The organism is Burkholderia sp. BCC1999, from assembly GCF_905339975.1.
Taxonomy (GTDB): Bacteria; Pseudomonadota; Gammaproteobacteria; order Burkholderiales; family Burkholderiaceae; genus Burkholderia.
On record NZ_CAJPHP010000001.1, the window covers coordinates 138,368 to 150,697 of the forward strand.

Here is a 12,330-nt window from a genome sequence, read left to right on the forward strand (position 1 = left end):
GAGTGCCGACATGACCATCACAGACCTGCGCCGCGTGCGCGTCGTGCTCGCCGCCTGCGTGCTGAGCGCGCTGGTCGCCGGGTGCGGCGGCGACGATTCGGGCGGCACGCCCGCCAGCGCCGCGAAGGCGAATGCCGCGCCGGCCGGTGCCGGCGGCGCGAGCGCGCCGGTGCCGATCGTCGCGCTGCCGGGCGCCGGCCCGTGCGCCGCCTCGGGCACGGCCGCGCTGCCGTCGCCGTTGCTGAACTCGCAGCTGCGCTGCGCGCCGTGACGCGCGCGCCTTTCCGGAACGACCTTCCTTCCCGATCATGACTTCCATCGACCGCCGCTCGTTTCTCCGTGCCGCCGCTGCCGGCACGGCCTTCTCGATGTTCCCGCCGGCGATCCGGCGGGCGCTCGCGATTCCCGCCAACAACCAGACGGGCACGATCAACGACGTCCAGCACGTCGTGATCTTCATGCAGGAAAACCGCTCGTTCGATCATTACTTCGGCACGATGCCCGGCGTGCGCGGTTTCGGCGATCGCCTGACGATCCCGCAGCCGGGCGGCACGCCGGTCTGGCAGCAGAACGACGGCAAGCGCCCGGTGCTGCCGTTCTATCTCGACAGCACGAAGGGCAACGCATTGTTGGTCGGCGGCGCGCACTCGTGGACCGATTCGCATTCGGCATGGGACAACGGCCGGATGACCGCATGGCCCGCGTCGAAGGGCGATGCGTCGATGGGCTACCTGCGCCAGTCCGACCTGCCGTTTCACTTCGCGCTCGCGAATGCGTTCACCGTGTGCGACGCGTACCACTGCTCGCTGCACGGCGGCACGAACTCGAACCGGATCTTCCTGTGGACCGGCACGAACGGCCCGACCGGCTCGAACACGGCCGTCGTGAACAACGACGGCTGGGACGGCCTGGGTTCGTCGAAGACGGGCCTCACGTGGACGACCTACCCGGAGCGCCTGCAGGCGTCGGGCGTGAGCTGGAAGGTCTACCAGAACATGCCGGACAACTACACCGACAACCCGCTCGCGGGTTTCGCGACGTTCCGCAAGGTCAACGAGACCGTGCCGGGTTCGCCGAATGCGCCGTACACACCCGCGATGGAGGCACTGTCGCCGCTGTACAAGGGGATCGGCAACACGATGCCGGACGGCGGCTTCCTGCAGTCGCTCGCCGACGACATCGCGGCGAACCGGATGCCGCAGGTGAGCTGGATCGTGTCGCCGACCGCCTACTGCGAGCACCCCGGCGCGTCGACGCCGGGGCAGGGCGCGTACTACCTGCAGCGCCTGCTCGACACGCTGACCGCGAATCCGGACGTGTGGAGCAAGACCGTGCTGTTCGTGAACTACGACGAGAACGACGGCTTCTTCGATCACATGCCGCCGCCGAACCCGCCGTCGCGCAACACGGACGGCACGTATGCGGGCAAGTCGACCGTGACCACGCAGTACGAGTACTTCACGCTGCCGAACCCGCCCGGCGATTCGTCGCCGCTCGCACCGGACGGCCGCCCGTACGGGCCGGGCCCGCGCGTGCCGATGTTCGTCGTATCGCCGTGGAGCACGGGCGGCTGGGTCAACTCGGAAGTGTTCGACCATACGTCGGTGCTGCGCTTTCTCGAGCAGCGCTTCGGCGTGCAGGAGCCGAACATCAGCCCGTGGCGCCGCGCGGTGTGCGGCGACATGACGTCGGCATTCAACTTCAGGAACCCGAACGGCAACCCGACGACGTCGCTGCCGGCGCCGACCAAGGCCGCGGCCGATGCGCAGCACGTGCAGCAGGCCCTGATGGGCGCGGTGCCCGTGCCGTCGGTCGCGTCGCAGCAGATGCCGGTGCAGCCGCAGGGCACGCGGCCGTCGCGCGCATTGCCGTACGAGCTGCACACGAGCGCGAGCGCCGACGTATCGGGCGGGCTGCTGTGGCTCACGTTCAGCAATACGGGCACGGTCGGCGCGGTGTTCCATGTGTACGACAAGCTGCATCTCGATCGCGCGCCGCGCCGCTATACGGTTGAAGCGGGCAAGCAGTTGTCGGATTCGTGGCGCGCGGTGGCCGACGACGCGGGCAACTACGACCTGTGGGTGCTCGGGCCGAACGGCTTCCTGCGCGAATTCCAGGGCAATGTCGCGCAGGCCGCGAGTGGCCCCGTGCCGGAAATCCGCGTGTGCTACGACCCGGCGAACGACGCCGTGTACCTGACGATCATGAACGTCGGCAACGCGGCGAGCCAGGTCACGGTCACGTCGAACGCGTACCGCACCGACGGCCCGTGGAGCTATGCGGTGCCGGCCGGGATGCAGGTCGAGCCGTACTGGACGCTCGCCGCGTCGAGCGGCTGGTACGACTTCACGCTGACGGCCGAGAACGGCCTCGTGCGCCGCTTCGCGGGCCGCGTCGAGACCGGCAAGGACAGCATCAGCGATCCGGCGATGGGCGTGTCCAGCTGACGGGCGCCGGCCGTGCGGCCGGCGTCGCATCACCGGGTGCCGGCGGCGCGCCGATTCGCGCCACCGGCTTTTGTGCGCGGCTTCGCGTGGGCGAGGCCGCGCGTTTTTCATTCCTTCCTGTTCACACGACGCTTCATTCGATGACGCAACTCGCGCTTTTCGATCTCGACCTCACCCTCATTCCGTTCGACAGCGACCAGGCCTGGGGCCGTTTCATGGTCGAGCACGGCCTCGTCGACGCGGCCGAATTCGACCGTATCGACGCCGCATTCGCGGCCGGCTATGCAGCCGGCACGCTCGACATCCACGCGCATCTGTGCAACATGCTTGCGCCGCTCGCACGCTATTCGCGCGAACGGCTCGCACACTGGCACGCGTGCTTCATGGCCGATGTCGTGTGGCCCGCGATCTCGCCGGCTGCACTCGACCTCGTGCGCCATCATCGCGAGCGAGGCGACCTGTGCTGCATCGTCACCGCGACGAATGCGTTCATCACGCGGCCGATCGCGCGCGCATTCGGCATCGAGGCGCTGATCGCCTGCGAGCTCGAGACCGTCGACGGCCGGCCCGAGTCGCGCTATACGGGGCGCCCGGCCGGCGTGCCGAGCTATCGGGAGGGGAAGATCGTGCGCACCGATGCGTGGCTTGCGTCGCTCGGTCTTACGTGGACGGATTTCGAGCGCAGCTGGTTCTACAGCGATTCGCACAACGACGTGCCGTTGCTCGAGAAGGTGACCGATGCGATCGCGACGAATCCGGATGAACGATTGCGCGCGGTGGCGATGCAGCGAGGCTGGCAGATCGTCGACTTGTTCGAAACGGTGTGAGCGTGTGCGTCGCTATGCGCGTGCAAACGTACGTTCGTCGCGGCGTTCGACGTTCGCCATGAACGCCGTGATCAGCCGCGTATCGGCGCGCGCATCGAGGTAGTACAGGTATTCGTGCATCGGCGGCAGATCGTCGGCGATCGCGATCGCGCGCAGCTCGGGATGCGCGCCGACCTCGCCGCGCGGCATCAGCGTGCAGCCCATGTCGTGCCGCACGGCTTCGCGAATCGCTTCGCGGCTGCCGAGCTCGATCGCGTTCGCGGGCACGTCGATGCCCGCGTGCTTCAGCACGTGCTCCATCAGCGCACGCGTGCGCGAGCCGGCCTCGCGCAGCAGCAGCGTCACGCGGGCCAGCATCGCGAGCGTCACCGACTCACGCGCGGCGAGCGGATGCGACCGGTGTACGACCAGCACCAGCGGATCGTTCGCGATCGTATGCCGGACGAAGCGTGGATCGTCGTCGCGCTGCGACGACACGGCGACATCGACGCGAAAATCGACGAGCGCGTCGAGCACCTGCTGCGAGTTGCCGATCTCGATGCTGATCTTCACGGCCGGATACTGGCGGCGGAATGCGGCGATCGCGGGCAGGATGTAGAACGGGCCGGTCGTGCCGACGCGCAGGTTGCCCGTGTGCAGTTCGCGCTCGTTGCGCAGCGCGAAATCGATGTCGTATTCCATCTGCAGCATCTGGCCGATCATCGGCATCAGCGACGCACCGGCATCGCTGAGGTCGAGACGGTTGCCGCGACGATGAAACAGCTCGACGCCGTAGTGGCGTTCGAGCTGCTGGATGCGCGACGTGATCGTCGGCTGGCTCACGTCGAGGCGCTTCGCGGCCGCGGTCACGCTTCCCTGGCGGGCGGTTTCGTAGAAGGCGGCAAGAAGCAGGGCAAGCATGGCGACACACGGGACGGGACGACCGGAAATTACCGGTCGCGTGTGTCATTTCCATGTCATCGGCGTGGAAATGCGTGGCAAATTGGGGCGCGATGTTGCGCGTGCCCCGCACTGCTGTCGCTTACCCGGCCGGTTGCTCGTCGTACGCGACGAAGATCTTGCGCGTGCGTTCGACCACTTCCCACGTGCCGCGAAAGCCTGGCGGAATCACGAAGCGGTGGCCGGCACGCAGGGTTTTCCGGTTGCCTTCGAGGTCGGTGATCACCGACGTGCCTTCGAGGATCTCGCAGTATTCCGCTTCGGTGTACGCGACGTGCCAGCATCCGGGCGTGCTTTCCCAGATGCCGGTCGAGAAGCGGCCGCACGGACTCGCGAAGCCGGGCGTGAGCGTGTGCAGCGGATCGCCGGAAATCAGCTTCTCGGGCGATACGCGGTACTGCGTCGGCTCGCCGCTGGGGGCAAACGCGTCGGTGATGGAGGAAACGTCGATCATGATGGTCAGGTTGCGTCGAATTGAAATGAACGCGCCGACGGCGCGTTCGCATGATTGCACGGTTGAGGGCGGCGCGGTCAGTTGCCGGTTTTCAGTTGCTGCCACAGGCGGTTCTCGAGTCGCGCGATGTCGGCCGAACGCGGCTTCGACAGCGTCATCCTGTCGAGCACGTCGGCGGACAGGTACACGTTCGGATCGTGCGCGACGGCCGGCGTCACGTACTGATGGGCCGCCTTGTTCGCGCTCGGGTAGTAGATCTCGTTGGTGATGTCCGCGTTGACCTTCGGGTCCTGGATGTAGTTGATCCACTGCAGCGCGGCTTCCGGATGCGGCGCATCCTTCGGAATCGCCATCACGTCGAACCACAGGATGCCGCCTTCCTTCGGGTTCGCGTAGCGGATCTCGTAGCCGCGCTTCGCCGCCGCCGCTTCGCGGCGTGCGACGCTGACGTCGCCCGACCAGCCGAGCACGACACAGACGTCGTTGTTCGCGAGGTCGTTGTTGTAGCCCGACGAGTTGAACTGCGTGATGTACGGGCGCACCTTCTTCAGCATGTCGAACGCCGTGTGATAGTCGGCCGGGTTCTTGCTGTTCGGGTCCTTGCCAAGATACTGGAGCGCGGCCGCAAACACGTCGTCCGGTGCGTCGAGGAACGACACGCCGCAACTTTTCAGCTTCGACACGTTGGCCGGATCGAACACCAGCGCCCAGCTGTCGAGCGGCGCGCCGTCGCCGAGCGCCTTCCTGACCGCCTGCACGTTGTAGCCCACGCCGTCGGTTCCGTAGGCCCACGGTACGCCGTACTGATTGCCCGGGTCGGATTCGGCGATCTTCTTCATCAGCGCGGGATCGAGGTTCGCGAGGTTCGGCAGCTTCGTCTTGTCGAGCTTCTGGTATACGCCGGCCTGGATCTGCTTGGCCATGTAGTTCGACGTCGGCACGACGATGTCGTAGCCGGAACTGCCGGCCAGCAGCTTCGACTGCAGTGTGTCGTCGCTGTCGTAGACGTCGTAGCGCACATGGACGCCGGTCTGTTTCTGGAAGTCCGGGATCGTCGTTTTCGCAATGTACTCCGACCAGTTGTAAACGTTCAGTTCGGCGTCGGCCGCGCGGGCCGGCGATACCGACAGCGGCGCGAAGCAGGCAACGGTCGCGATTGCAACGGGGAAGGCGAGACGAAAAACGCGGACGATCATGGTCACTCCCTTTCGGAACGAGGGCGGCGCACTGCGAGGCGCAGACGCGCCGCGGGTCGGTCGGCGAGGCGCGCGGCGGGTCGCTTCGAACCGCGAACGCGCCGACGGGCCTCGCCGGATATCGGGAACGACTGTATGTGGCGGCCGGCCGGATGTCTGTCCATGAAATCCGTACAGCCGGGCGGCCGTGCGTAAGGGAACCCGGCGCGAGGGAATTGGCAATGCACTTTTGGCGTGGTAACGGTAAGCGTCCCCACTGCCCGTGCAACGTATGACCGACCATGACGCCGCCGCGACGATCGATATCCAGTTGAATCAGCTCGTGTTCATGTCCGACGCGCTGTCGGCCGTGGCCGGTGCGATCGGATCGCCGGATTTCGTCGCGGTCGTGTTCGAGAACCTGACGCGCATCGTCGATTGCGATTCCATTCATCTGGATTACGAAGACGAGTCGCTGCTCGAGCGTCGCGTCGGCTGGATCGGCAGCTACGGCACGTATCCGGACCAGATCGAGCGCACCATGACGCGCTATTACCGCGATTTCGCGCAGATCGATACCACGTTCGACTGCATCCGCGGCGAACGCGATACGCAGCTGCTGCAACTGTCGACGCTGCGGCTGAACCCGGAAATCCGGCGCGCGTTTTACGATACCGAGGACATTCACGACGAATGCGTGGTCACGTATCGCGTGGACGAGCTGACCTATGCGCTGTCGGTGTGCCGCGCGCGCCGGCTGCCGCCGTTTTCGCTGAAGGAGCTGAGCATCGTGCGGCATGTCGCGCTGATCGTGTTGCCGCTGGCGGTCGCGCATCGGCGTATCGTCGGCGACCGGCCGGCCGATGCGGGCACGGCTCGTGCGCGCGAGGGCATCGCCACGCAGCGACTGCACGACGTGTTCGAGAAGCTGACGTCGCGCGAGTCGGAAGTGTGCGTCCGCCTCATTCGCGGCCGCAAGACGCAGGATATCGCGCACGAACTGGGCATTCGTCCGTCGTCGATCGACACCTATGCACGGCGCGCATTCGCGAAGCTCGGCATCGAATCGCGGCGCCAGCTGCTGAACCTGCTGGTCGATCACGATGCGCTCGACGCGTCGTCGTCGGCGCGCCGGAGCGACGCGTGACGATGTTGCCGTGAAGCACACGCGATACCCGAGGAGAGCCGCATGAGCATGGCATGGGATGGCATCATGGGCGCCGATGTACTCGGCAATGCGGAGGTCGCGAGCCGGCACGCGTTGGCCGACGCGGCACGCAATGGCGAATGGGCGACGATGCTCGACTGCGTCGCGCGACAACCTGACCTCGTCAACGCGACGCGGCTCGGCGGCACGTCGCTCTACACGCCGCTGCACCAGGCCGCTTACGGCGGCGCGCCGAAGGCGGTCGTTGCCGAACTGCTGCGACTGGGCGCATCGCGCATGCTGCGCGATGCGCAACGCGAGCGCGCGATCGATATCGCGGTGCGGCGCGGGCACCGGCATCTGGTCGAGTGGCTGACGCCGCAGCCGCGGCGCTTCGTGCCCGCCGATGCGCTGCTGGCCATCCAGCGCCATTTCCACGCGATGATCCTGGGCCGCATCGCGCACCTGCGCGTCGATGCACTGCGCCTGCCCGAACTCGAACCGCTGCTGGAACTCGACGCGCGGGCCAGAAGCACGTGGTTCGCGGTGCCGGGCATGTACGGCGGCTTCAGCTATGCGTTGCGCACGGATGGCGAGGCGGCCGTGCTCGTGTCGGCGAGCTGGAGCCGCGTGGTCGGCGGCTCGGGCCAGCGCCACGAGATCACCGCGAACGGCTGTACGCTGGTCGAAGAGGGATTCGTCTGACGCGGCCGATCATCCCGTTGCGCTCAAAACTGTTTTGGCGATTCGTGCCTTTCCCGGGCAACGCCGGCCGTCGATACTGCGGCACACGACATTTCGCGAGACGTGACCGGTACTGGCCGTCTCGCTCTCGGAGCAGCGGATGAAAGGCATCAAGATATTCGTGACGGGCGCAAGCGGCTACATCGGCGGCTCCGTGGCCGCGCGGCTCGTATCGGCCGGGCACGTCGTCACCGGCTTGACGCGCGACGGCGAGAACGCCGCGAAACTCGCGGCGGCCGGCATCATGCCGGTCGTCGGCTCGCTCGACGACTCGGCGCTGCTGCATGCGTTCGCGCGCGACGCGGACTGCGTCGTCAACGCGGCCAGCAGCGATCACCGCGAGGCCGTCGAGACGATCATCGCGGCGCTGGGCGGCTCGGGCAAGACGTTCCTGCATACGAGCGGCACCAGCGTGATCGCGGACGACGCACAGGGCGCGCATGGCGATGCCGCCGTATTCGACGAAACGACGCCCGTCGTCAAACCCGCGAAGGCCGAGCGCCACGCGATCGACCGGCTCGCGATGTCGGCCGCGACCCTCGGCGTCCGCTCGGCCGTGATCTGCAACAGCATGATCTACGGCGACGGCCTCGGTATCCGCCGCGACAGCGCGCAACTGCCGCTGCTCGCGGCCATCGCGCGCGACGCCGGCGCGGTGCGCGTGATCGGCAAGGGGCTGAACCGCTGGTCGAACGTGCATGTCGACGACGTTGCCGATCTGTATCTGCGCGCGATCCATACCGCGTCGCCGGGCGCGTTCTACTTCGCGGAAAACGGCGAAGCGTCGTTCGCGGAAATCGGCCATGCGCTTGCCGAACGTCTCGACCTGCCGTCCGTCGTCGAATGGGACGTCGCCGACGCAGCGCAGGTGCTCGGTCATTCCCGCGCGCATTTCTCGCTCGCGTCGAACAGCCGCGTGAAGGCGTTGCGCGCGCGACAGGAACTCGGCTGGGCGCCGAAGCATGGCGCGATGCTGGACTGGATTCGCAACGAGATGCCCGTCGCCGCATGAAGCCGGTGGATCGACCCGTATGAAGAAAAGCGCGCCCGCCTGGGCGCGTCCGCGCGACCGGCCACGGGCCTCACGCAGGATTGTTCCGACAATATTCGCCGCGCATTGTTGAATCGAAATCAACTGTGATTCGCGTCCGCGCCCGCTTATCAACGCGGTGCGGCGGCACTATCGTGACGGTTCCTGAAACCGCTGACGACTGCCGACCATGAAGACGACCCTCGACGAGATGCTCGCGTTCGTGACCATCGCCGATACCGGGTCGCTGACTGGCGCGGCCGACAAGCTGCACCAGCCAACCTCGGTGATGAGCCGGATCCTGCGGCGCCTCGAGGAGAAGCTCGACACGACGCTGATCCGCCGCACGACGCGTCGCCTTGAAGTGACCGAGGAGGGCAAGCGCTTCCTCGAGTACGCGCGCGACATCATCGCGTCGGTCGAATTTGCCGAGGAGCAGATCGTCAGCCAGCGCGAGACGCCGTCGGGGCGCCTGCGGATCAATGCGGCGATGCCGTTCATGCAGCACGTGATCGCGCCGATGATGCCGGGCTTCCGCGAAGCGTATCCGGCGATCGCGGCCGAACTCCATACGAGCGACGAGATCATCGACCTGCTCGAACAGCGCACCGACGTGGCGATCCGGATCGGCGAGTTGCGCGATTCGACGCTGCATGCGCGCCGGCTCGGCAGCAGCCGGTTGCGTATCCTGGCGAGCCCCGCTTATCTGGAGAAAGCCGGCGTGCCGACGAGCGTCGCCGATCTCGCGAACCATACGCTGCTCGGCTTCGTGCAGCCGGAAACGCTGAACCACTGGCCGCTGCGCACCGCCGACGGCGACAGCTATCGAATTCACCCCGCGCTGCAGGCATCGAGCGGCGAGACGCTGATGACGCTGGCGTTGAATGGCGCCGGCATCGCATGCCTGGCCGACTACATGACGAGCAATCATCGTCGTGACGGCAGCCTGGTCGAACTGCTCGTCGACGAAACCGTCGAGTTCCGTCAGCCGATTCATGCGGTTTACTATCGAAATACCCGGCTGTCGTTGCGCATCTCGAGCTTTCTCGACTATGTCGCCATGCAATTGAAGAGCAGCGGCGATATCGACTGACGCGCATCGGCTGCCTGCCGTGCATCGCCATCGGTTGCGCGATGCATTCGTCTGCGGCGGCAGTCGTCTCCTTTCCTGTTGAAATTCAGATCGTTCCGTTTGTCGATCTGGCGCATCGATGCCGCCGTGGCGCCGATTGCATTCGAACGACGCGCGGCCCGAATGCCTGTTCAGGCGATCCGGGCCGGCCATGCTGAAGGCAGGGGCGAGCGGTGGCGCGTATCGAGAGGCGTGCCCTCTTGCGCGTCTACGCGACTCAATGACCGCGATAGATCGAGTCGCGGCCGTTGATCATCGTCGCGCGGCCGGATTCGCTGGTGGTGAGGGCTTCGCTGCCGTAACCGGCTTTGTCGGCGGCCGGTGCGGCATTCGGTGCTGCCTGTGCAACGGCGTTTTCACGCACGCGCTTTTCGGCAGCGAGGATCGCGACCGGATACTGGTTGTGGTCCAGCGCCGGCGTGTAGCCGACGGCCGCGAGGCGAGCCATTTCGGCCTTCACTTCGGCGCGGGTCAGTTGATGGTCGGCCTGCTGCGCGAACGACAGCGCCGGGGCGGAAAGGATCAGTGCGGCAAGCGTGGAAGAAATCAGCGTTTTCATCATGGGTACCTGTCAGGTTGAGTGAACCGCAACCACGTTGATGTCGTTGCGAGTGCAGCCAATATAGGTATCGCGGCGCCCGGGAAAAACGGCTGCCGGCCCAAATGATTTTTGATCTCAAATCACGAATTGGGCGCGGATTCGGTCGAAAGCCTTGCCGGCCGGGCGTCCTGCCCGAACGGGGTGTCGGCATGGCTCATCGAGACAGGTCTCAAATCGGCCAATCAGACCTCGTGGGACTCAAGTGTGTTGAATTCCGTCTTGGACAGACTTAACCTGCATCCCTAGACTGAACTCGCTTTCCCTCACTCCCTGGAGAAAATCATGAGTCTCAAAGACAAGCTGCCCGGTAACAAGATCCTTGGTTTCGGTACTGCCCCGCTCGGCAACATGTTCCGCAACATCCCCGACGCGGAAGCTGCGGCGACCGTCGAAGCGGCATGGCAACACGGCATCCGTTATTTCGATTCGGCCCCGTTCTATGGCGCCGGCCTGGCGGAAATCCGCCTCGGCGACGCGCTGGCGAACCACCCGCGTGACGAATATGTCCTGAGCACGAAGGTCGGCCGCGTGATCCTCGACGAAGTCGAAGACGTGTCGGCGCGCGATCTCGGTGAAAAGGGCGGCCTGTTCGAACACGGCCGGCCGAACCGCATCGTCAACGACTACACGGCCGACGCGACGCTGCGTTCGATCGAGGACAGCCTGAAGCGCCTGCGTACCGACCGCCTCGACATCGTCTGGGTGCACGACATCGCGCAGGATTTCTATGGTGACGAATGGCTCGCGCAATTCGAAGTGGCGCGCAAGGGCGCGTTCCGCGTGCTGAGCAAACTGCGCGAAGAAGGCGTGATCAAGGCATGGGGCCTCGGCGTAAACCGCGTCGAACCGGTCGAGCTGGTGCTCGATCTCGCCGAACCGCAACCGGACGGCATGCTGCTGGCCGGCCGCTACACGCTACTCGATCACGAGCGCGCGCTGCAACGCGTGATGCCGGCGGCTGCCGCGCAGAACGTCGGGATCGTCGTCGGCGGCCCGTACAGCTCGGGCGTGCTCGCAGGCGGCACGCACTTCGAATATCAGAAGGCTTCGCCGGAAATCCTCGCGAAGGTCGAGCGGATCAAGGCGATCGCCACGCGCTACAACGTGCCGATCAAGGCCGCCGCGCTGCAGTTCTCGATGTCGCATCCGGCCACCGTCGCGGTGATTCCGGGCGCGAGCCGTCCGGAGCGGATCGCGGAAGACCAGGCTGCGCTGAACGTGGTGATTCCGGCCGACTTCTGGCGCGACATGCGTGAACAGGGTCTGATTGCGGCCAATGCGCCGCTGCCGACCGATCGTTAATCGACAAAGGTGATGACATGGCACAGGCAAATGCAAGCATCGAACTCCCGGCTTCGGCCGGGACCGTCTGGCAACTGATCGGCGGCTTCGGGTCGCTGCCCGACTGGCTGTCGTACATTCCGGCCAGCGAGCTGGGCGAAGGCGGGCGCGTGCGGCGTCTCGCGAACCCGGCCGGCGACGCGATCGTCGAGCGGCTGGTCGCATTCGACGAAGCGGCGCGCAGCTACACGTACGCGATCCTCGAAGCACCGTTCCCGGTCGTGAACTATCGCTCCACGCTGCGCGTGCGCGAAAACGGCCCGAACGCGTCGACCGTCGAGTGGTCGGGCACGTTCACGCCGCACGGCGCGACCGACGACGACACCGTCAAGCTGTTCCGCGGAATCTACGAAGACGGCCTCGCGGAACTCGCGAAGCGGTTCGCGGCGGCCTGACGGCAGCGCATCGCATCGCATCGTGCGAGCAGGAGCCTGGCGATATCGGGCTCCGTCAGCGCCTTCGTTGCGGGTTCAGGCTCGCAGCGAAGGCGTTG

At 66.2% G+C, this 12,330-nt stretch carries 13 protein-coding genes; 9 read left to right on the forward strand and 4 right to left on the reverse strand.

Features of this window, described 5'->3' with window-relative positions; all coding sequences use genetic code 11:
• Positions 1–10 precede the first annotated feature (10 nt).
• The 3 genes from U5809_RS00615 to U5809_RS00625 all read left to right on the forward strand — a co-directional run bounded on the left by U5809_RS00615 (position 11) and on the right by U5809_RS00625 (position 3,274).
• A complete protein-coding gene (locus U5809_RS00615) occupies positions 11–271 on the forward strand; it encodes a hypothetical protein (protein ID WP_322085041.1) in 261 nt (86 codons plus the stop codon).
• Positions 272–308: 37 nt separating this feature from the next.
• Positions 309–2,447 (forward strand): phosphocholine-specific phospholipase C, encoded by a 2,139-nt coding sequence (locus U5809_RS00620; RefSeq protein ID WP_322085042.1) that lies wholly within the window; start codon positions 309–311, stop codon positions 2,445–2,447.
• 140 nt (positions 2,448–2,587) lie between these two features.
• A complete protein-coding gene (locus tag U5809_RS00625) occupies positions 2,588–3,274 on the forward strand; it encodes an HAD-IB family hydrolase (protein ID WP_322085043.1) in 687 nt (228 codons plus the stop codon).
• Between the two features lie 12 nt (positions 3,275–3,286).
• Here U5809_RS00625 and U5809_RS00630 read toward each other — a convergent pair whose 3' ends face one another.
• The 3 genes from U5809_RS00630 to U5809_RS00640 form a co-directional block, all read right to left on the reverse strand.
• Positions 3,287–4,174, reverse strand: a complete 888-nt coding sequence (locus U5809_RS00630) for a LysR substrate-binding domain-containing protein (RefSeq protein WP_322085044.1) — start codon at positions 4,172–4,174, stop codon at positions 3,287–3,289.
• Between the two features lie 121 nt (positions 4,175–4,295).
• Positions 4,296–4,667 (reverse strand): cupin domain-containing protein, encoded by a 372-nt coding sequence (locus U5809_RS00635; protein WP_176046598.1) that lies wholly within the window; start codon positions 4,665–4,667, stop codon positions 4,296–4,298.
• A 77-nt stretch (positions 4,668–4,744) separates the two neighbouring features.
• Positions 4,745–5,863, reverse strand: a complete 1,119-nt coding sequence (locus U5809_RS00640) for a polyamine ABC transporter substrate-binding protein (protein WP_282512000.1) — start codon at positions 5,861–5,863, stop codon at positions 4,745–4,747.
• A gap of 271 nt (positions 5,864–6,134) precedes the next feature.
• On the opposite strand from U5809_RS00640, the gene U5809_RS00645 reads away from it, so the two are divergent.
• The 4 genes from U5809_RS00645 (at position 6,135) to U5809_RS00660 (ending at position 9,856) form a co-directional block, all read left to right on the forward strand.
• Positions 6,135–6,989: a helix-turn-helix transcriptional regulator gene (locus tag U5809_RS00645; RefSeq protein ID WP_322085045.1), complete on the forward strand. Its 855-nt coding sequence runs from the start codon at positions 6,135–6,137 to the stop codon at positions 6,987–6,989.
• 42 nt (positions 6,990–7,031) lie between these two features.
• Positions 7,032–7,694, forward strand: coding sequence for an ankyrin repeat domain-containing protein (locus tag U5809_RS00650; protein WP_322085046.1), 663 nt, complete (start codon positions 7,032–7,034; stop codon positions 7,692–7,694).
• Between the two features lie 139 nt (positions 7,695–7,833).
• On the forward strand, positions 7,834–8,745 hold the full coding sequence (locus U5809_RS00655) for an NAD-dependent epimerase/dehydratase family protein (protein ID WP_322085047.1): 912 nt from the start codon (positions 7,834–7,836) through the stop codon (positions 8,743–8,745).
• A 208-nt stretch (positions 8,746–8,953) separates the two neighbouring features.
• Positions 8,954–9,856, forward strand: a complete 903-nt coding sequence (locus U5809_RS00660; RefSeq protein ID WP_322085048.1) for a LysR substrate-binding domain-containing protein — start codon at positions 8,954–8,956, stop codon at positions 9,854–9,856.
• A gap of 256 nt (positions 9,857–10,112) precedes the next feature.
• On the opposite strand, the gene U5809_RS00665 is transcribed toward U5809_RS00660, so the two are convergent.
• On the reverse strand, positions 10,113–10,457 hold the full coding sequence (locus U5809_RS00665; protein ID WP_322085049.1) for a DUF4148 domain-containing protein: 345 nt from the start codon (positions 10,455–10,457) through the stop codon (positions 10,113–10,115).
• A gap of 321 nt (positions 10,458–10,778) precedes the next feature.
• Here U5809_RS00665 and U5809_RS00670 point away from each other — a divergent pair, with 321 nt between their 5' ends.
• A complete protein-coding gene (locus tag U5809_RS00670) occupies positions 10,779–11,798 on the forward strand; it encodes an aldo/keto reductase (RefSeq protein WP_282511993.1) in 1,020 nt (339 codons plus the stop codon).
• A gap of 17 nt (positions 11,799–11,815) precedes the next feature.
• Positions 11,816–12,232, forward strand: a complete 417-nt coding sequence (locus U5809_RS00675; protein ID WP_322085050.1) for an SRPBCC family protein — start codon at positions 11,816–11,818, stop codon at positions 12,230–12,232.
• Positions 12,233–12,330: the final 98 nt, after the last annotated feature.

Bases quoted from the DNA above. Each gene is read 5' to 3' on its own strand.
- U5809_RS00615 (WP_322085041.1), top strand. From the start codon at position 11: ATGACCATCACAGACCTGCGCCGCGTGCGCGTCGTGCTCGCCGCCTGC.
- U5809_RS00620 (WP_322085042.1), top strand. From the start codon at position 309: ATGACTTCCATCGACCGCCGCTCGTTTCTCCGTGCCGCCGCTGCCGGC.
- U5809_RS00625 (WP_322085043.1), top strand. From the start codon at position 2,588: ATGACGCAACTCGCGCTTTTCGATCTCGACCTCACCCTCATTCCGTTC.
- U5809_RS00630 (WP_322085044.1), bottom strand. From the start codon at position 4,174: ATGCTTGCCCTGCTTCTTGCCGCCTTCTACGAAACCGCCCGCCAGGGA.
- U5809_RS00635 (WP_176046598.1), bottom strand. From the start codon at position 4,667: ATGATCGACGTTTCCTCCATCACCGACGCGTTTGCCCCCAGCGGCGAG.
- U5809_RS00640 (WP_282512000.1), bottom strand. From the start codon at position 5,863: ATGATCGTCCGCGTTTTTCGTCTCGCCTTCCCCGTTGCAATCGCGACC.
- U5809_RS00645 (WP_322085045.1), top strand. From the start codon at position 6,135: ATGACCGACCATGACGCCGCCGCGACGATCGATATCCAGTTGAATCAG.
- U5809_RS00650 (WP_322085046.1), top strand. From the start codon at position 7,032: ATGAGCATGGCATGGGATGGCATCATGGGCGCCGATGTACTCGGCAAT.
- U5809_RS00655 (WP_322085047.1), top strand. From the start codon at position 7,834: ATGAAAGGCATCAAGATATTCGTGACGGGCGCAAGCGGCTACATCGGC.
- U5809_RS00660 (WP_322085048.1), top strand. From the start codon at position 8,954: ATGAAGACGACCCTCGACGAGATGCTCGCGTTCGTGACCATCGCCGAT.
- U5809_RS00665 (WP_322085049.1), bottom strand. From the start codon at position 10,457: ATGATGAAAACGCTGATTTCTTCCACGCTTGCCGCACTGATCCTTTCC.
- U5809_RS00670 (WP_282511993.1), top strand. From the start codon at position 10,779: ATGAGTCTCAAAGACAAGCTGCCCGGTAACAAGATCCTTGGTTTCGGT.
- U5809_RS00675 (WP_322085050.1), top strand. From the start codon at position 11,816: ATGGCACAGGCAAATGCAAGCATCGAACTCCCGGCTTCGGCCGGGACC.